This is a genomic window from Streptomyces albicerus (genome assembly GCF_008905045.1).
GTDB classification, from domain to species: domain Bacteria; phylum Actinomycetota; class Actinomycetes; order Streptomycetales; family Streptomycetaceae; genus Streptomyces; species Streptomyces albicerus.
Window position 1 is genome coordinate 52,787 of record NZ_VWMY01000004.1, and the last position, 17,674, is coordinate 70,460.

The 17,674-nt window shown below is 68.2% G+C and carries 20 protein-coding genes and 3 pseudogenes; 10 read left to right on the plus strand and 13 right to left on the minus strand.

What is annotated here, in order from left to right; translation table 11 throughout:
- A pseudogene (locus tag GAS53_RS56035) lies at window positions 1-234 on the minus strand (IS200/IS605 family accessory protein TnpB-related protein); the annotation flags it as partial.
- A gap of 491 nt (window positions 235-725) precedes the next feature.
- On the minus strand, window positions 726-1,688 hold the full coding sequence (locus GAS53_RS04330) for a helix-turn-helix transcriptional regulator (protein ID WP_151476066.1): 963 nt from the start codon (window positions 1,686-1,688) through the stop codon (window positions 726-728).
- Between the two features lie 150 nt (window positions 1,689-1,838).
- On the opposite strand from GAS53_RS04330, the gene GAS53_RS04335 reads away from it, so the two are divergent.
- Both GAS53_RS04335 and GAS53_RS04340 read left to right on the plus strand, forming a co-directional pair.
- Window positions 1,839-2,171 (plus strand): DinB family protein, encoded by a 333-nt coding sequence (locus GAS53_RS04335; RefSeq protein WP_151476206.1) that lies wholly within the window; start codon window positions 1,839-1,841, stop codon window positions 2,169-2,171.
- Between the two features lie 2 nt (window positions 2,172-2,173).
- Complete coding sequence (locus GAS53_RS04340; protein ID WP_151476067.1) at window positions 2,174-2,860, plus strand: alpha/beta fold hydrolase; 687 nt, start codon at window positions 2,174-2,176, stop codon at window positions 2,858-2,860.
- Window positions 2,861-3,109: 249 nt separating this feature from the next.
- Here the strand turns inward: GAS53_RS04340 and GAS53_RS04345 are convergent, their stop codons facing one another.
- The 4 genes from GAS53_RS04345 to GAS53_RS04360 all read right to left on the minus strand — a co-directional run bounded on the left by GAS53_RS04345 (window position 3,110) and on the right by GAS53_RS04360 (window position 8,037).
- Complete coding sequence (locus GAS53_RS04345; RefSeq protein WP_192582949.1) at window positions 3,110-4,570, minus strand: GH1 family beta-glucosidase; 1,461 nt, start codon at window positions 4,568-4,570, stop codon at window positions 3,110-3,112.
- Between the two features lie 94 nt (window positions 4,571-4,664).
- Window positions 4,665-5,606, minus strand: coding sequence for a carbohydrate ABC transporter permease (locus GAS53_RS04350; protein ID WP_151476068.1), 942 nt, complete (start codon window positions 5,604-5,606; stop codon window positions 4,665-4,667).
- A gap of 13 nt (window positions 5,607-5,619) precedes the next feature.
- The gene (locus tag GAS53_RS04355; RefSeq protein WP_151476069.1) at window positions 5,620-6,609 is read right to left on the minus strand and encodes a carbohydrate ABC transporter permease; all 990 of its coding nucleotides are present in this window, start codon (window positions 6,607-6,609) and stop codon (window positions 5,620-5,622) included.
- Window positions 6,610-6,723: 114 nt separating this feature from the next.
- Complete coding sequence (locus GAS53_RS04360; protein ID WP_151476070.1) at window positions 6,724-8,037, minus strand: extracellular solute-binding protein; 1,314 nt, start codon at window positions 8,035-8,037, stop codon at window positions 6,724-6,726.
- A 284-nt stretch (window positions 8,038-8,321) separates the two neighbouring features.
- Between GAS53_RS04360 and GAS53_RS04365 the strand changes: the two genes are divergently transcribed.
- A complete protein-coding gene (locus GAS53_RS04365) occupies window positions 8,322-9,338 on the plus strand; it encodes a LacI family DNA-binding transcriptional regulator (RefSeq protein WP_151476071.1) in 1,017 nt (338 codons plus the stop codon).
- 285 nt (window positions 9,339-9,623) lie between these two features.
- On the opposite strand, the gene GAS53_RS54995 is transcribed toward GAS53_RS04365, so the two are convergent.
- On the minus strand, window positions 9,624-10,109 hold the full coding sequence (locus tag GAS53_RS54995; RefSeq protein ID WP_192582963.1) for a hypothetical protein: 486 nt from the start codon (window positions 10,107-10,109) through the stop codon (window positions 9,624-9,626).
- 297 nt (window positions 10,110-10,406) lie between these two features.
- Between GAS53_RS54995 and GAS53_RS04370 the strand changes: the two genes are divergently transcribed.
- The 3 genes and pseudogenes from GAS53_RS04370 (at window position 10,407) to GAS53_RS04375 (ending at window position 11,283) form a co-directional block, all read left to right on the plus strand.
- Window positions 10,407-10,889 carry a sigma-70 family RNA polymerase sigma factor gene (locus GAS53_RS04370; protein ID WP_404829172.1) on the plus strand — a complete coding sequence of 161 codons (483 nt, stop codon included), beginning with the start codon at window positions 10,407-10,409 and terminating at the stop codon, window positions 10,887-10,889.
- A gap of 126 nt (window positions 10,890-11,015) precedes the next feature.
- Window positions 11,016-11,081: pseudogene (locus GAS53_RS58235) on the plus strand (hypothetical protein); the annotation flags it as partial.
- A 34-nt stretch (window positions 11,082-11,115) separates the two neighbouring features.
- Window positions 11,116-11,283, plus strand: a complete 168-nt coding sequence (locus tag GAS53_RS04375; protein WP_151476072.1) for a dihydrofolate reductase family protein — start codon at window positions 11,116-11,118, stop codon at window positions 11,281-11,283.
- A gap of 473 nt (window positions 11,284-11,756) precedes the next feature.
- Here the strand turns inward: GAS53_RS04375 and GAS53_RS04380 are convergent, their stop codons facing one another.
- The 4 genes from GAS53_RS04380 to GAS53_RS04395 all read right to left on the minus strand — a co-directional run bounded on the left by GAS53_RS04380 (window position 11,757) and on the right by GAS53_RS04395 (window position 14,259).
- On the minus strand, window positions 11,757-12,410 hold the full coding sequence (locus GAS53_RS04380; RefSeq protein ID WP_151476073.1) for a class I SAM-dependent methyltransferase: 654 nt from the start codon (window positions 12,408-12,410) through the stop codon (window positions 11,757-11,759).
- Window positions 12,411-12,633: 223 nt separating this feature from the next.
- Window positions 12,634-13,095, minus strand: a complete 462-nt coding sequence (locus GAS53_RS04385; RefSeq protein WP_151476074.1) for a GNAT family N-acetyltransferase — start codon at window positions 13,093-13,095, stop codon at window positions 12,634-12,636.
- A 200-nt stretch (window positions 13,096-13,295) separates the two neighbouring features.
- Window positions 13,296-13,823 (minus strand): aspartate carbamoyltransferase, encoded by a 528-nt coding sequence (locus GAS53_RS04390; RefSeq protein ID WP_151476075.1) that lies wholly within the window; start codon window positions 13,821-13,823, stop codon window positions 13,296-13,298.
- The gene (locus GAS53_RS04395; RefSeq protein WP_151476076.1) at window positions 13,816-14,259 is read right to left on the minus strand and encodes a MarR family winged helix-turn-helix transcriptional regulator; all 444 of its coding nucleotides are present in this window, start codon (window positions 14,257-14,259) and stop codon (window positions 13,816-13,818) included. Before GAS53_RS04395 ends, GAS53_RS04390 begins: the two co-directional genes overlap by 8 nt.
- 478 nt (window positions 14,260-14,737) lie before the next feature.
- Between GAS53_RS04395 and GAS53_RS04405 the strand changes: the two genes are divergently transcribed.
- The 4 genes and pseudogenes from GAS53_RS04405 to GAS53_RS04415 all read left to right on the plus strand — a co-directional run bounded on the left by GAS53_RS04405 (window position 14,738) and on the right by GAS53_RS04415 (window position 16,674).
- Complete coding sequence (locus tag GAS53_RS04405; protein ID WP_151476078.1) at window positions 14,738-15,091, plus strand: ArsR/SmtB family transcription factor; 354 nt, start codon at window positions 14,738-14,740, stop codon at window positions 15,089-15,091.
- Complete coding sequence (locus GAS53_RS04410; protein ID WP_151476079.1) at window positions 15,088-15,582, plus strand: SRPBCC family protein; 495 nt, start codon at window positions 15,088-15,090, stop codon at window positions 15,580-15,582. Before GAS53_RS04405 ends, GAS53_RS04410 begins: the two co-directional genes overlap by 4 nt.
- 244 nt (window positions 15,583-15,826) lie before the next feature.
- Window positions 15,827-16,021: pseudogene (locus GAS53_RS58765) on the plus strand (helix-turn-helix domain-containing protein); the annotation flags it as partial.
- Between the two features lie 167 nt (window positions 16,022-16,188).
- Window positions 16,189-16,674 carry a hypothetical protein gene (locus tag GAS53_RS04415; RefSeq protein ID WP_151476080.1) on the plus strand — a complete coding sequence of 162 codons (486 nt, stop codon included), beginning with the start codon at window positions 16,189-16,191 and terminating at the stop codon, window positions 16,672-16,674.
- Here GAS53_RS04415 and GAS53_RS04420 read toward each other — a convergent pair.
- Window positions 16,664-16,933, minus strand: coding sequence for a DUF6510 family protein (locus GAS53_RS04420; RefSeq protein WP_151476081.1), 270 nt, complete (start codon window positions 16,931-16,933; stop codon window positions 16,664-16,666). The genes GAS53_RS04415 and GAS53_RS04420 overlap by 11 nt on opposite strands.
- A gap of 28 nt (window positions 16,934-16,961) precedes the next feature.
- Window positions 16,962-17,672: an FAD-binding oxidoreductase gene (locus GAS53_RS04425; RefSeq protein ID WP_151476082.1), complete on the minus strand. Its 711-nt coding sequence runs from the start codon at window positions 17,670-17,672 to the stop codon at window positions 16,962-16,964.
- Between the last annotated feature and the right edge of the window lie 2 nt (window positions 17,673-17,674).

A 17,674-nucleotide genomic window follows, 5' to 3' on the forward strand; every position in this document is an offset into this window, starting at 1 on the left:
GATACTGCCCGCCCAGCGCGCCGACGGCTTCACCGTCAGCTCCCGCTTGCGCACCGCCCACCCGGCGGCATCATGCATCAGCCCCAGCCGGGAGCGTTCCGCGAGATCCCCGGCGGCCAGCGAACCGAGAACCACGCCGACCTCGGCGAGCACGGCCGCATCCGCCTCGCTCACCCGCAGCCGGTCCCGGATGGCCACCCCGGCGGGCCCGGCCACCACGAACGATGCCGCCAACTCCCTTAACCTGCCCACCCGTTCACCGCCGCCCGGCCGAAAATCCCGTCAGGGCACTCAATGAGCACCAGCCACAAAAGTCACCCATTCGACCCACAAACTCCCGTTCCCCTCCCGAAGAACGAAAACCGAGAACATACCCCTTGCCAGAGGGGACCAACCCGGCCCAGGTCCCGGGCGCCAGCCAACCGCATCCGCCTCCGGCACTCACACACACTCACCAAAGGTCACTCCCGCTCAGTAAATCGGCACCAGTTCCCAACCCCTCTGGGAGGGAGCCGTCCGGAGCCACCGGAATCTGCCCGGAGACGTGGACCAGGCGTGCAGGAGCGGCGATCTCGTACGAATGACGGTAGCCGCCGCCGTCGGGGACTATCGGGCCAGGAGTAATCATGCCCGGATCGTTACAGCGCCGCAGATCCACAGCAACTGAGAAACCCGACGCGCTTCCTCCTCTGTGCTTGAGTCGGCCAAGTGCTTCGATATCGCTGTCAGGGCTGGTCCACCACGGCGGCAGCGAAACGCGCAGCGAGCGTCGCGACCGCAGCACGGAGTTCTTGACCGCCCTCGACGCGGAATGCGAACGGCACGCTCGCCAGCCACTCTTGCGCGTACATCGCCGGATTTCTTGTGCTGCCTACGAGCACGCATCCGTTTTCCGATGGTTCGAGCCGTCCCATGGGTGGCCGGATCCACGGGGCCACCTCAGCCAGTGGAGCGTCGAACACGACGTGGGTGGGGAACTCCCACCCAGTGCCCAGGTTCTCTTCCACTGCTGCCACCGGGTCGAGGCCGTCGGGCGGCTCGAACCCGTGGGCGGTCTGCTGCACGGCGCTGACCCGGTCGATCCGGTAGGTGCGGATCGCGTCCGCGCGATGGGAGTGACACAGGAGGTACCAGCGCCCGTGGCGGACGACGACCGCCCAGGGGTCCACCTCGGCCTCCCATTCGTTGCCGGACTCGCTCCGGTACGTGACCAGGACGCGACGTCGGGCCGCGACGGAAGCGACGAGGGCGCTGGTGGTGAGGGGATCGGGACGGGCCGATTGCCGGTCGGGCGCAGCTGACGCGTGCTCTCGCAGCGCCGCTGCCTGTCGGCCGATGCTCTCGGGCAGTGCCCGGATGACCTTGCCCAGGGCAGAACCAACGAGGTCGCCGACGTCGGCGGCTGCCGGCTGGCCGTCGAGCACTGCCATGACCAGACCAAGTGCCTCGGGCTCCGTGAAGACGACCGGCGGCAGCCGCGTCCCGCGCCCGAGCCGGTATCCGCCGTGGGGACCCCGGATTGACTCGACGGGGATGTCCGCCTCTCGGAGGATCGCGACGTACCGGCGCGCGGCCCGCTCCGTGACACCCAGGCACGCGGCGAGTTCGTCGGCCGTCGCTCCTGGGCGGGTCTGGAGGATCTCGAGGGTGCGCAGAGCTCGTGCGGTGGGGCTGAGATCGGTCGGCACACGAGCAGAGTAGGTGTCGAGTAGGTGTCACGGGATAAGCCGGAAGTAGATTGTCCGGAACTGGTCGTACGGTGATGTCCATGACGACGAGTGGTCCTTCATCCAACCCTGCGACAGGTCAACTTCGCCAGCACTGCCTGCGTGGCCTTGATGCTCCTCGGCGGCGACACCTCGCCGTGGCAGCAGGTGGACCTGCCGTGGGATGAGGCGCCCGGGCGGGACGGTATCCCGCGGGACCGCGAGGCACGATCCTCGCTCGACGAGGTGCTCACGGTCCTACGCCAACGCCAGGCGATGGCCCGCCACGTCATGGAGTCACTCAGCGACGAGCAACTCGCCTCTGATGTGACTCACACCGAGCCCGGCCGGCCCTGGATGGAGAACTCCCCCTTCAAGGAATGTCTCAGCATCGTCCTCAACGAGGCATGGGAACACCGGCTCTGTGCCGAACGTGATCTGACCGCACTGGAGAAAGAGAACTGACCGTGGACATCCTGCTCATTGCCGGCCTGTGGCTCGACGGATCCGCGTGGGACGCTGTCGTGCCGACGCTCAAGGCACTCGGCCACCGCCCCGTGCCGCTCACCCTCCCCGGTCAGGGTGACGGAGCTGCGTCCGCCACGCTCGACGACGAGGTGGCGGCGGTGCTCGCCGCCATAGACTCAGCGTCCGAAAAACCCATGGTGGTCGGGCATTCCGCCGCCTGCGGCCTCGCTTGGCTGGCGGCCGACGCGCGACCGGACAAGGTGGCCAAGGTCGCCCTCATCGGCGGCTTCCCATCCGCTGACGGAGAGCTCTACGCCGACCTTTTCGAGCTGCAGGACGGCGTCATGCCCTTCCCCGGCTGGGGCCCATTCGAGGGGCCAGACTCTGCTGACCTCGATGAGGAGGCCAGGCGCAGCTTCGCGTCTGCTGCGATTCCCGTCCCCGAAGGTGTGGCCAAGGGCCTGGTGCGTCTGGCGGACGAGCGCCGGTTCGACGTCCCTGTCGTGCTCGTGTGCCCCGAATTCACCCCGGCCCAGGCTCAGGAGTGGATCAGCGCCGGTGATGTACCCGAGCTCGCCAAGGCCAAGCACGTCGACTTCGTCGACATCGACTCCGGTCACTGGCCGATGGTCAGCAAGCCGATCGAACTCGCCCGGCTCCTTGCCGCGGTGGCTGCCGATGCCTGACGTGGATCCGCAGCTGAGGGCCCGGCACGTTCGCGCGCCATCGACGAGGCAGTCCGTTGCGGGCTTCTGACCCCGACCGAGTCAGTGCTGCGGACTGCGCACACCGCCGCATGACCGGATCACCATCACGAACAGAGGCGCGGCATTGCCGCTGGACACCTGCCGTGCTCAGCTGCAGCACCACCGGACCGTGCTTCGCCGATACCGCGGCGGAGCACGGTCCGGTGGTGCTGCGCGTCACACGCGAGGTCACCGGTTCTCGCCGCCCCCGTCCGGCAGGGTGCCGGTGCGGGCCACGTCGGCGTACCACCGTGCGCTGGCCTTGGGGATGCGCCTGCCGGTCGGGTAGTCGACGTAGACGGCACCGAAGCGCTTGCTGTAGCCGTAGCCCCACTCGAAGTTGTCCAGCAGGGACCACAGGAAGTAGCCCCGTACGTCGGCGCCGGCCACGATCGCCCGTTGTACGGCCGACAGGTGGCCGTGGAGGTAGGCGATGCGTTCCGGGTCGGCCACCTCGCCCTCCGGGTTGACGTAGTCGTCGAACGCGGCGCCGTTCTCGGTGATCATCAGCGGCATCGTGGGGAAGTCTGCCTTGAGTCGCATCAGCAGGTCGTACAGGCCGCTGGGGTCGACGGCCCAGCCCATCGCGGTGGTGCTGCCCGGAGGGCGGTGGAAGGCGACGTTGTCGGCGCCCGGCCAGGGGCTGTGTTCGCTCATCCCGTGGCCGTCGGAGCCGTGGCCGGCCTCGTCGGTGGCGGCGGAAACGAGGGTGGGTGTGTAGTAGTTGACGCCCAGGAAGTCCAGCGGCTGGTGGATCGTGGCGGTGTCGCCGTCCCGTACGAAGGACCAGTCGGTCAGGCCGGCCGTGTCCTGGAGGAGATCCTGCGGGTACTGGCCCTCCAGCAGAGGACCGGTGAAGACACGGTTGGCCAGCGCGTCGATCCGGCGGGCCGCGTCCAGGTCCTCGGCGGCCTCGGTCAGCGCTCGGACGTGGTGGATGTTGAGCGTGATGGACGTCCGTGCGCGGGAGGGCAGTTCGGCGCGCAGCGCCTGAACGGCCTTGCCGTGGGCGAGGTTGAGGTGGTGCGCCGCGCGCAGGGCGGCGACAGAGTCGGTGCGCCCGGGCGCGTGGACACCCGAGCCGTATCCGAGGAAGGCGCTGCACCAGGGCTCGTTGAGGGTGGTCCAGGTCTTCACCCGGTCGCCCAGCGCACGGGCCGCCAGGGCCGCGTAGTCGGCGAACCGGTCGGTGGTGACGCGCTCCGGCCAGCCGCCCGCGTCCTCCAGTTCCTGCGGCAGGTCCCAGTGGTAGAGGGTGACGACCGGTTCGATGCCCTTCTCCAGCAGTGCGTCGGTCAGGGCGCGGTAGAAGTCGAGTCCCTTCTCGACGGCCGGGCCGCGGCCGGTCGGCTGCACCCGCGGCCACGACAGGGAGAACCGGTAGGCGCTCACGCCGAGGTCGGCCATGATCGCGACGTCCTCGCGCCAGCGGTGGTAGTGGTCGGTGGCCACGTCACCGGTGTCGCCGTTGCGCACCCTGCCGGGTGTGTGCGAGTAGGTGTCCCAGATCGAAGGGGTGCGTCCGTCCGCGGCGGCGGCACCCTCGATCTGGTACGCGGCGGTCGCCGTGCCCCAGGTGAATCCCTGCGGGAATCGGAGGGCGGTGGTGATTTCCGGGGCGGGCGCGACACTTCGGGTAACGGTGGTCACGTGGGTCCTTCCAGATGTACTGCGGGGCGGGAGGGGCGAAGCGGGGTGGGGGGGGGCGTCGAAGGGCCGCGACAGCGGGGGGACGGCGGGGCGCTCATCCCTTGACCGCGCCCTGCATGATCCCGCCGACGATCTGACGGCCGAAGACGACGAACAGGGCGAGCAGGGGCAGCGTGCCGAGCAGGGCACCTGCCATGATCAGCGACTGGTCGCGTACGTATCCCGCGCTGAGCTGGGTGAGGGCGACGGGGACCGTCGGATTGGTCATGTCGAGCACGATGAAGGGCCAGAAGAAGTCGTTCCAGGCGTGCACGAACGTGATCATGAAGAGTACGGCCATGGGGGGCCGGGCGATCGGCAGCACGATGCTCCAGAAGATGCGCAGGGAGTGCGCACCGTCCACCCGTCCGGCCTCGACGAGTTCGTCGGGCAGCGCCTCGGACAGGTACTGCCGCATGAAGAACACACCGACGGCGCTGACGAGCGTGGGGAAGATGACGGCGGGCAGCTTCTGGCCCCAGCCCAGTTCCGTCATCATCATGAACAGCGGTACGACGCCGAGTTGGGGCGGCACCATCATCGTGCCGATCACGAGCATGAGCAGGATGTTGCGGCCCTTGAAGCGGAGTTTGGCGAACGCGAAGCCGGCGAGGGTGGCGAACAGCACCGTGGACAGGGCGATCACGCCGGCCACGATCAGGCTGTTGAGCATGGCCTTGCCCAGCGCGGCGTCCTGCCAGGCCTTGCCGAGGTTCTCCAGCAGGTGGGGTCCGGGCAGGAACGGCGGAGGTGTCTGGGTGACGCGCGTGTTGTCGGTCGACGCCGCCACCATCGTCCAGTAGAGCGGGAAGAGCGAGAACAGGGCCGCGATTCCCAGGAGGATGTAGGCGACGGGACCTGCGTGGTGCTGGCGTCCGGCACCCGGGTGCCGGAACAGCCTGGGGCGCCGTCCGCCGGAGGGGGTGTCCTTCCGGGCCTTCTTCGCGCCCCCGGGGCGCGCGTCCGCCGCCTGGACCGGGATGCTTTCTGTGGTCATGGGAATCTCCCGGTCAGGCCCTGCGCGCAAGGACGCGCTTGACGATTCGTTGGACGACGAACACGAGAATGAGCACCAGGAACATCGCCCAGGCGACCGTGGCGGCCCGGCCCATCTGGTAGTTCTTCCAGCCCTCCTCGTACAGCAGCAGTCCCAGCGTCTGGTACTGGTTGTCCGCTCCCCCGGTGATGCCGTTCGGGCCCTGGCCGAAGATCAGGGGCTCACCGAAGAGCTGGGTGGCGCCGATCGTGGACAGGACGATGGTGAACACGATGGTGGAGCGGATGCCGGGGACGGTGACCTTCAGGAACTGCTGCCACCGCGAGGCGCCGTCGATGGCCGCGGCCTCGTAGCGGTCGCGCGGGATCGCCTGCATCGCCGCGAGATAGAGCAGGGCGTTGTAGCCGGTCCAGCGCCAGATGACGATCGTGGAAATGGCCGTCTGCGCGGCCCACTTGTTGTTCTCCCAATCGATGTTGTCGACGCCGACCAGGCTCAACATCCAGTTGATCATGCCGAAGTCGCGTTCGAAGAGCATCGTGAACACGAGGGCTGCGGCACCCACCGACGTGGCGTAGGGCGTCAGGGCGGCGACACGGAAGAACGTCGAGCCGCGCAGCTGGTAGTTGAGCAGATGAGCCAGCCCGAGTGCCATCAGCAGCTGGGGCACGGTCGACAGGACGCCGATGGTGAACGTGTTGAGCAGCGCGTTCCAGAAGCGTTCGTCGTCCCACAGGGCCGTGTAGTTGTCGAAGCCGACCCACTCCATGAGGTTCAGGGTCGACAGTTCGACGCGGTGCAGGGAGATCCACGAGGTGTAGATGAGCGGGTAGAAGCTGAAGGCGGCGAAGACGATGAAGAACGGGGCGACGAAGGCGTACGGGGCGCCGCGGACGTCGAGACGGTGCAGCAGCGTACGGCGCCGCTGACGCTCCGTACCAGTCCCGGCCGGCGGGGCGGTGCCGGGCGCACCGTCTGGGGGTGTCGAGGCGGAGATGGCCACCGGAAGGCGTCCTTCCTGGAGGGTGAGGAGGCGGGCAGGGGCCCGGCGGCCCACACGGGCCGTGCGTGGGGCGCCGGGCGTCTGCGGAGGTGGGTGGGCAAACGGGCCCCGAGGTCAGCCGGCGGCCTTCTCGATGCGCTTGTCCGTGGTCTTCCATGCCTCGTTCGGGCTCTTGTTCTGCGCCTCGATCAAGGTCAGACCCTGCGAGAAGATGTCCTTGATGGTGCCGTCCTTGCGGCCGAGCACCTGCTCGTCGGGGATCTCCTGGGCCGCGGCGCCGAAGATCTTCCCGATCGGCGCGCCGCCGAAGTAGTCCGACTCGGCATCGACCACTTCGGGCATCTCCAACGCGGTCTGCGACGAGGGGAAGTTGCCGATCTCCTTGAAGAGGTAGGCCTGCTGCTCGGGGGCGGTGAGCCAGGCGACGAGCTCCTGCGCCTCCTTCTTGACGGGGCTCTTCTCCATCACTCCGAGGAACGATCCGCCCCAGTTGGCACCCTTGGGCGCCTTGGCGACGTCCCACTTGCCCTTGTTCTTCGGGCCCGCCTTCTCGCTGATGTGCGCGAGCATCCACGCCGGGCAGACCGTGCTGGCGAAGGTGCTGTTGGCCAGACCGGGGTCCCAACCGGGCTGGAACTGGCGGAGCTTCGCGGTCAGATCGGACGTGGCCGCCTCGGAGGCCAGCTTCCACGCGTCCTTCACGACAGGGTTGGTGGCGTAGATCAGCTCACCCTTCTTGTCGTAGAACTGCTGGGAGTTGCCGTAGATCATGGCGTTGAACAGCCCGCTGGAGCTGTCCATGAAGGCGACCTTGTCGTCCTTCGACTTCGCCTTGAACCGCTTGCCCGCGGCGACGTACTTCGACCAGTCGCCCTCCCACAGCTTGGCGACCTCGTCGCGGTCGGTGGGCAGGCCGGCCTGCTCGAACAGGTCCTTGCGGTAGCAGACCGCCATCGGGCCGATGTCCGTGCCGAGGCCGATGACCTTCTTGTCCGCGGCGGTGACCTGGCTCTGCTTCCAGGGAAGGAAGTGGTCCGTCCCGGCCGCGCCGGCCAGATCGACGAACTTGTCCTTCTGCGTGTCGGACAACTCCTTGGCCCGACCAATCTCTATGCCCTGGATGTCCTTCAGCCCGCTGCCGGCGGCCAGGTGGGTCTGCAGGGCGGTGTAGTAGGTCTGCTCGTCGCCCGCGACGTCCGCCTTGATGGTGACGTTCGGGTGTTCCTTCATGTACTTGTCGAGCAGCCCGGTCTCCTTGAAGCCCATGACGCCGAACAGGCCCATGGTGATGGTGACCTTGCCGTCCTTCTTCCCGCCACCGGTCCCCCCGTCACTGCTGCCCCCGCAGCCCACGACCAGGCCGAGCGCCGACGCAGCCGACACGGCGGCCACGACCCTCGTACGCAACTTCCTTCGGACCTTGTCCATTTCGTCCTCCTAGCGGCGGCGCTGACGCACCGGAGTTCGAGCCCCACGGACCGCTCCGCAGGCACGATATGTCCGGTGGGTACGTTCCCAAACGGCGATGGGAACGTACCCACCCAGGAGCCCGAAGCCTGGCCGCCGCGAAAGGCGTCTGTCAAGAAGTTGAATCCACTTAGTTTCCGGAAGATCTCCTGCCTCTGCGTTCGGACCCTTCGGGCGCTCTTCCCGGGTCTGGCACAATGCGCAGGTGAAAGCCGTCGGGGCACCGCGCTAGCGAGGGAGGCGTCATGGGGGGCAGGCAACGTCCGACCATCAAGACCGTGGCCGCGCGCGCCGGTGTCGGACGCACCACGGTTTCACGAGTCATCAACGGCTCGGAGCTCGTCAGTGAGAAGGCCAGGGCCGCCGTGCTCGCCGCCATCGCCGAGCTGAACTACGTACCGAACTCGGTTGCCCGGGGGCTCGTCACGAGCCGGACGAACTCCGTGGCCCTGGTGATCCCCGAGTCGGAGAGCAAGCTGGGCTCCGAGCCCTACTTCTCGGCGGTCATCCGCGGGGTCAGCACCGCCCTCGCGGAGACCCGCACACAGCTCCAACTGGTGCTCGTACGCGACCAGGCCGAGCGGGACCAGCTCACCCAGTCGGTGGCGGAGCGGCGTGTCGACGGGGTGCTGCTGGTCTCGGTGCACGAGCACGACCCACTGCCCGGGCTGCTGGAGGACATGGGACTGCCCACGGTGCTCGCCGGGCGCCGCTCCCCCGCCGAGTCGCTCAGCCATGTGCACTCCGACAACGCGGGCGGAGCCGCCACGGCTGTCAGCCACCTGCTTGCACAGGGGCGGCGGACCATCGCCACCATCAGCGGTCCCCTCGACATGGACGTAGCACGCAGCCGGCTCCAGGGCTGGCGGGAGACCCTCGAGAAAGCGGGCCACGAAGCCACGGAACAACTCGTGGCCTCGGCCGACTTCACCGAGGAGGGCGGCGAGGCCGCGATGCGTTCACTCCTTGAACAAGTCCCCGCGCTCGACGCCGTGTTCGTCGCCTCGGACGTCATGGCGGCAGGAGCGCTGGCGGAGCTGCGCAGGCAGGGGCGCAGCGTCCCCGACGACGTGGCCGTGGTCGGATTCGACGACTCCATCATCGCCCGGCACACCAACCCGCCCCTCACCAGCGTGCGTCAGCCCGTCGAGGAGATCGGCAACAGGATCGCCCATATCCTTCTGGAGGAGATCGGCAATCCCGAGGAGCCGCGTCAGCACGTCGTTCTCCCTACCGAACTCGTGGTACGCGAATCGTCATAGGTGTTCATCAGGGATGCCCGCGGGCAAGGCCGATCACCTTGCCGCGACATGCCCCTGCGGCAGCCCCGGGACACCTTCGCAGAGTGCGGCAGCGGACCCTGCCGGCCACGCGGGCAGGAGGCCTGGGCCCTCGTACCGGACACCGAAGCCGGCGGTCGCCGCGATGCCCTGTCCGGCCGACCGGCCGGCAGATTGCCGATGTCCGTGAATCCTCGTGCCGACTGGGTATCGCCGGTTCGTCAACGCCCGTAATGGCTGTGCGAGGTGAGCATTCAGGCCCGGGCCTCAGCCCGCCTCGGACTCCTCGGACGGGCGCAGATTCTCCTGGAGGTCGCCCGCACCCGTGATGATCGAGGTGTAGAGGCCGGAGCAGGTCGAGAACTTCTGGGTCGTGGCAGCGTCGAGGGTGGTCTCAGGCACGGTGGCGCACAACTGGCTGAAGTACTGGTCGTAGTACTCGTTGATAGCAGTGGTGCCATCCAGCGTCGCCTGGTAGCGCTCCTTGTCGGGACGGGCCTCCACCTCCTTGTGCAGCTGCTCCGTGATCGCGTGCACGGCCGCCGCATGGGTCTCGCAGGCACTGCCCACGCCCGCCCGGCAGTTGTCGGGCTTCGCGCTGACTGCGTCGCTGATCCTGCCGTGCCACTTTCTCTCCAACTCCAGTGACTCGCCGCCCTGGTCGTCGGTCGAACCTCCGCAGCCCGCGGCTGCCGCCATGATCCCGCAGACCAGCAGCGGTATCAGCGACTGCAATCCCGTACCGGCTCGCATCGCGCCCCCTGTCCTCCGTCTCCTCCCCCCACCTGGTTCGGGCGGAGGGCCGAGAGCGTAGCGCAACTGCGCCCTACCGGAGGGGAGCTGGCTGCGGTCACCGATCTGGCCGGATCGACCGCTGAGGAGATCGCTGCCGGCGATCGTGACCGGCCCTCGCCGCTCTTCCATGTCCGGGGCGAGGAACACAACCGGAACGGCCCAGGAAGCGGTTGGAAGCGGCTGTACGCAGCCCGTCGGATCCGCCCCAACCACCTTCTTGGGCAGGCCGAGACGGGCGTACGGCATGATGAGCCCGTGGATTTCGAGCCGTACCGGGGTGAGCTGCTGGCGTTCTGCTACCGGATGTTGGGCTCGTTCCACGAGGCCGAGGACGTGGTTCAAGAGACGTTGCTGCGTGCCTGGAAGGCCCGGGATCGGTACGACCCGGCGCGCGCGTCGGTGCGGACATGGCTGTACCGGATCGCGACCAACGCGTGCCTGACCGCGCTGGAGGGGCGTGGTCGGCGGCCGCTGCCGTCCGGGCTGGGCGCGCCGAGTGACGATCCTGAGGCCCCGCTTGCGCCGGCACTCGACGTCCCCTGGATGGAGCCGTTTCCCGACGCGCGGTTCGACGTGCAGGCGCGGGCCGACCTGCGCCTGGCGTGGGTGGCGGCGGTGCAGGTCGTTCCGGCGCGGCAGCGCGCCGTGCTGGTGCTGCGGGACGTGCTGGAGTTCACCGCGGCCGAGGTCGCCGAGCAGCTGGGGACCACGGTCGCGGCGGTCAACAGCACGTTGTAACGCGCACGTGCCGCCGTCGCAGGTGTGGGTGCTCTCGATGCGGTCTGCGAGCCGGACGATCCCGAGGTGAGGGCGGTGGTCCAGCGGTACGTGCGGGTGTTCGAGGCAGCCGACGTGCCCGCACTGGTGCGGCTGCTGGCCGACGACGCGGTCCTGGAGATGCCGCCGGTCCCGTTGTGGTACCGGGGCAGAAGCGAGTACGGCCTGTTCCTTGCCCGCGTAGCTCATGGCCGAGAACCTGATCGACGAGTACCGGCTGCTGACCTTCCCTGCCGTCCTCGGCACCGGCGACCGGCTCTTCCCCGCCGGCGGCCCTCACGCGGAGTTGGAGTGCCTGTCGGCGGAACAGGTCGGCGCCGCCGTCCTCACTCGTCACCGAACGGCCGCCCGATGACCGTCCTCTTCATGGCCCTGTACGAGGCGCCCGCCGATCCCACAGCATTCGATCGGCACTACCGCGAAATACGCGCAGCCTCCGCCTCCTGCGAAGGGCATGCCGCCGCAGCCAATGCGGCGCACCTCCAAGGACTCGCCCCCGGTCCGCAGCATGATCTACCGGGCCGACGAGAACGTGTTGTAGAGGCATCTCCGCGCGAACCCGCAACGCAGGAACGAGACTTACTGGATCGTTCCCGCCGGAGCCTTCGACGACGTCTGCTCGCCCGAGCATCGCAGAACAACCGGCTGCCGACCTCGGGCGAGCGACAGCAGACCGTCAGCTGTGGGGCGGCCCGCCACCGAGGTGTGGTATTTCGCAGCGCGTGGCCCATCGACTGCAGCCGCTCCAGGCACCATGGCGACTACCCAGCATGAAATGGCAACGGGCCGTCCATGGGAATTCCAACTGGCCGCTGCCAATGCGGCTTCTCAGCCAGGGGTGGTCGGCGGTTCTGCAATGCCGATGAAGTTCCCGGCCATGGGCCGGATGCTGACCGACCACCCCAGCGCTGTGAGATCGTCCGTGAGGGTCCGGGCATCGTGGAACACCTTCACGATGCGGTACTGGCTGCCGTCATCGAGCCGGCGCAGCGCCGCCGGGGTGGGCTGGTTCACGAGGACTTCCTCGTTTGCGGCTGCCGCGGGGCCATCGTCGATGAAGATCGCTTTACCGCCCGGCGCGAGCGCGTCGGCGACGGTGTTCCAGAACTCGGGCAACCGCGTCGGCGGGACATGGGAGAGCCAGAAGGCGAAGAACACCGTGTCGTAGCGCTCTGGAGACTTCCACTCGAACAAGTCGGCCTCAACGAACTGGACAGTGGGAGATGCGGTGCGCGCACGCGCGAGGGTCAACACTTCGGCTGCCACGTCGACAGCGGTCACCGACTGCGCCCGCGCCGCGAGTCTCGACGTCCACTGACCCGTTCCGCAGGCCAACTCCAGCACGTTTCCAACGATCGGGAGGTCATCGACGACAGCCAGCAACTCCTGCAGCTCTTCGCGCTCCGCATAGGGCCGGTCGTATTCAGCCGCGCCCGCCCTGTAATAGGCCATCTGCTCTGCCAGGAGAGCGTCGTCATCCAATGCAGGTTCCTCGCATCCGGGTTCGGTCAGAGCCAAGCGCGCTCAGCTCGCCGGCTTGGTTGCCACAGACACTGTCGGCTTTCCCCCTTGGGCAAGGTCAAGAGCCATCCGCTCTCCCTGGACCAGATCACCTGAGATCTTCAGTGCCCCGGATGGTGGTGGGGCGGACTGCACCGAGGTGTTCATGCGAAGGACGAGTGGGCCGGCGGGAATCGCACCTCTCTTACCGCTCCACCCGTGGTCCGCTGGGCTCGGAGCTCACGCCCATTACGCGGTACATGCCGATCGAGTCGTGCGTGGCGGTGTCGGCGAAGCCGAACTTCTCGTAGAGGAAGCGTGCGGGGCCGTCCGCGATCAGTGAGATATAGGCGCCGGCGGGCGCCCGGCGCTCCAGTTCCTCGGTGAGCGCGGCCATGATGCGCTTGCCGAGGCCGCGCCCCTGGTGTGTCGGGTGTACGCAGATGTCGACGATCTGGAACGCGGTCCCACCGTCACCGATGATTCGCCCCATGCCGATGGGGTTCCCCTCGCGCTGGAGGACCACTCCGTGCCATGTGTTGGGCAGGGCGAGCGCAACCGCTTCGGGGGCTTTGTCCGAGAGGCCGGCATCCGTGCGCAAGCGGCGGAACACGTCGACGGAGGGCACGCCCACACTCAACTCGTAAGGGTCATTTAAGCTAGTCACACGTTACATGCTATCGAGCCGTGCTGGGCTGCGCCACAAAACCTGAACTGCTGGACAGGCCCTGGCGCGGAATTCTCGTGACGGATGGTCAGCTTGTCGTGCGTCACGGCACGGGCCGTTGGCGCGTGAGACGGATGGCCCCATGTCGGACCGCGTGACGTTCGCAGTGATGGGCCGGCCTTCGGTGCACGACTCGCTGGTCAGTGGTCGGCTTCGGCGTGGTCGCCGTGGTCGCTGAGCTGGGCTTCGAACCAGTCGTGCAGGGCGTCGACCAGTGCGGGCTCTTCGGTGTCGTAGGTGAGAGTGGCCCCGTCGGGCCGTTCCCGGTAGCGCACCTCGATGCGCTCGTGGCCGTCTTCCAGTTCCGCCAGGCCCGGCATGCTGTCGCCGTGTATCTGGGCAGGGTCGCCGAAGTCTCCCTGGCTGAACGCTTCGGCTTCCTGTTGGAGGTGGGTGCGTATGAGGTCGATCTGCTTCTCGTCGTCGGGCTGGTCGGCGACGACATCCTGGACCCCGCCCGTCCGGGTGGGGGTGAAGTGGTGGGTGGTCTGTTCGAGGTCGAAGGGCATCACGGTCCGACCGCGCTCGGCGACCGCCTCTTGCCGGTCGGTCCGCCGGTCACCACTGTCCTGCGGCGGGCCGCCGATCAGCAGGACGGCGGCCAGCGCCGCGCCGACACCTCCTGCGGCGATGCCCGCCGTCAACAGTCGGCGCTTGCCGTCATTCATCCAGTGCCTCCGTCAGCACTCCGAGGGCGTGCAGTACACCCTCTCGCTCGTGGGGTGGGATCGCGTCAAGCAGCCGGGAGAACTTCTCCCGCCGCGCGTCGGCGAGGTTGTGCGCAGCCTTCTGCCCTGAGGACGTGAGACGCAGGACGACACCACGGCCGTCGTCGGGGGCCGGGGCGCGTTCCACCCAGCCGCGGGCGGTCAGCTGCCCGACGAGCCGACTGACGGTGCTCTTCTGCAGTCGCAGCCGGCGAGCCAGTTCCACCTGCCGCAGTTCGCCCTCCTGCGCAAGCTCACCGAGGGCGTGCGCCTCGGAGACCGGGATCGCCTGGCCACACGGGGTGCTTTCCGGCTGGTGCAGCCCGAAAGCACGGACGAAGCCCCGCAGCGCGTCTTGCAGCAGGGCAGGATCCGCCGCTCCACCATCTTCCGACATGGTTCGACGGTACAACCAGATGGTTCGACGCTGCAACCACCTGGCTGTGACGTGCTTGCCGGGAGGGAGCGGCGTGACCTTCCCGGCCTGCCGGATCACCGGATCACCGGATCGGCGCACTCGACGTGCTCGACGTGCTCGCCGAACAGAGCGACGTCTACTACTGCCAGGTCAGGGCGAACACGCACGAGGCGGACGGGATGTCGCCAGCGTCCGCTCGCACCGAGAGACACTTCGACCGCACCTGACGGACCCGGAAGATGAACCCGAGGAACGTGAACGCGATGCACCCTTGGGAGCCGCGCTGGCTGCTGTCCTTGCAGTACACCATCCTGGTCTTGTCCGGGTGGGGCTCCAGCCCGACCTCGCCCGTCCACTGCCGAAGAGCCGCAAACACATGGTGCGTCCGGATCCTCAGCGACCGTAACGCGGTGCACGTGCTTGCATCCGCGGCCAGCCGCGACTAACGTACAACCACATGGTTGTAGGAGAACTGAGTGAGGCAGACGCCGACAGCATCTTCCACGCCCTGGCGGACGCGACCCGCCGCGACATCATCGCCCGGGTGATCCGCAAGGAGGAGTCCGTGTCGGCGCTCGCACAGCACTACCCCATGAGCTTCGCGGCGGTGCAGAAGCATGTGGCCGTTCTCGAACGTGCTTCGCTCATTGCCAAGAGAAGGCGCGGAAGGGAGCAGATCGTGCATCCCGACATGGCGGCACTCCGCCGGGCGGCCCGTCTCCTCGACGCGTACGAGGAGGTCTGGCGGCATCGAGTGGCACGCATCGAACAGATCCTGGCCGAAGACCAAGAAGGGAAGGCAGAACTGTGACTGTGATCAGTACGCACAAGGACAGTGAGGCGTTGACCCTGACGTTCGTCGCCGAGTTCGACGCCGACCCCGAGCGCGTATGGCAGGTGTGGGAAGACCCACGTCAGTTGGAGCGCTGGTGGGGTCCGCCCACGTGGCCGGCCACCTTCGAGCAGCACGACTTCGTGGTGGGGGGCAGGTCCCGCTACTTCATGACCGGCCCGGAGGGTGAGAAGGCACGCGGGTGGTGGACGATCACCGCCATCGAAGCGCCGCACCGGCTCGAGTTCGACGACGGCTTCGCCGGCGATGACGGCGAACCTGTCACCACCATGGAGCCGACCCGTGCCGTCGTGACCATCGAGGGCCTCGGAACCGGATCGCGCATGACGACGGTCACGACGTTCACCAGCGCCGAGCAGCTCGAGAAGATGTTGGCCATGGGCATGGAAGAAGGCATGCGTCTGGCCATGGGGCAGATCGACACACTGCTCGTCGACGCCCCGCACTGACACGTCCCCCGGCGTCCCACTCCACGTCCGTCCCGGCTCGCGCGGCTGTCGACCCCGGCTACGGGGCCGCAGCCCGACCTCCGAACATCGCCCTACGCCCTGGTGACCGCTCGTCGGGCACCCGCGGATGCCGCCGACTCGGATACCGGTTTCGGCAGTTCATTGACGACACCCACCCATGAACGACCACGGCGGCGCCGCCCCTGCGGGTGGCGCCGCCCTTCGATCTACTGATACCTGCGACCGGTACGAGGCCGGCGAGCGGTTCGTGCGCGGGGAGAAGTCCGTGGTGATCGCGAGGGATCTGCGGCGCAGTGAGCGCTCGGTGGAACGCTGGAGGCGTGCATGCCGAGAGGGCAGGATGGATGCTCTCGCCTCCACGGGACCGCCGAAACTTCCCAAGCTGCCCGAGGCCCAGTTCGCCGTTCTGGAGAAGGAGTCTTCTGGGAGCGCTTGAGGGCTCGCGGTGGGAGCATCGAAGTGCCGCGCGGGATGAGGCTGCGATGGCGCCACTACGGGCCGGGCGGAACAGAACACCGCGGGCTGACACACGGATCAGGGCAATGAGGCACGGTTCGCATCCATCCATAGTGCCCAGGGGGGCTGATGACTCTTTCCTGCCGATCCGGCGACGAGCAGAGCGGTGGTTTGGAGATCACCATCACCTTGACCGCCCTGGAGACCGAGGCCATGGGCCAGGACGCCACCCTCATGGCCGAGATCTTCGACAGCTATCTGTGGGCCCTGGGCATGCTCCGCACTGGGCGCAACTCCCGCGACCCCGGCACACCGGCCCCAACTCCAGGCGACTGGGTTGCGGCCCTGCGCGGCCTTGACCGGCTCCCACCCCGCCTGAAGGGCGTCCGCGACGGTCTGATCCGCGCCTACACCGCGGCCGGCGGAAGCCTGGCACGTATGGCCACCGCCATGAACATCAGCACGTCGGCCGCTCGCCATCGACGTACGACGATCACCAAGCATTCCCCCGAAACCTGGGAGGAGTGGGCCGGGACGCGCTCTTCGCGACCTCGACGCGGCCTCACGGCCGGCCGCCGTCACGGCACCGGAAAGGGCGGGCGTGTCACACGGTGAAACGGAACGCGCCGGTGCTGCTGCCCATGGTCAGCCAGATGTGCCGTCCCTCCTTGACCAGTCTCAGGGCGATGTAGGCGCAGCCGGGGCAGCGAGCTGTGAGGCCGGGCTCGGGTCCGTAGACCTGCAACTGGGCGAGTGGGCCGGCCATCGCGCACTCCGGACAGCGCCACCAGGCCGTGGTGGCTTCCACCGAGAGGATTTCCGAGAGCGGACCGGCGAGGCAGTTGCCGTCGAGGTGGGTGTTGTCGTCTGCCACAAGGGCCTCCGTGCGGTGAGGTGGGCGGTCATCCGAAGCGCTCGGTACGGATGGTGGCGGGGTCGCGCCCCATGTCGACGAGCAGGCTGGCGACGGACTCGACGAATCCGGTGGGGCCGCAGACGTAGGCCGGGCTGGTCGCGCCGAGCCGGGTGACCGGCTCGGCGAGATCGGCAGCCGCGATACGACCGGCTCCACGGGGGCTGCCGGACGGTGCCTGTCGTGTGTAGACGATGCGCACGTCGAGGTGTCCGTCCGGGGCGGCGAGCTCGTCGCCGTACCAGACGTCGTCGGGGGTGCGCACGGAGTACAGCAGGTGGAAGGCGTTGCTCGAGGGTACGCGGCGATGGGCTCGGATCATGGCCGCCAAGGGAACGACTCCCGATCCGCCGGCCACGAGGAGCACCGGCTCGGTCTGTTCGGGCCGCCACACGAACCAGTTGCCGAGCGGACCCCGGACCTCGACGTCGGCGCCCGACGGCAGGTCGTCGGCGAGGTAGGGCGAGACCTCCCCGCCGGGCACGGTCTGCACGCCCAGTTCGATGCGGTCGCCGTCGGCCGGTGCGGCCAGGGAGTAGCTGCGCACCGCCTGGTAGCCGTCGTCGGCGGTGAGGCGTACGTCGACATGCTGGCCGGGCAGGTGTCCGGGCCAGCCGGGCACGGTGAAGACCAGGGAGCGGGCGGTCGCGGTCTGCGGGAGACGCGCGGCGAGTCGGGCCCTGTGCCAGGCGATGGCCATAC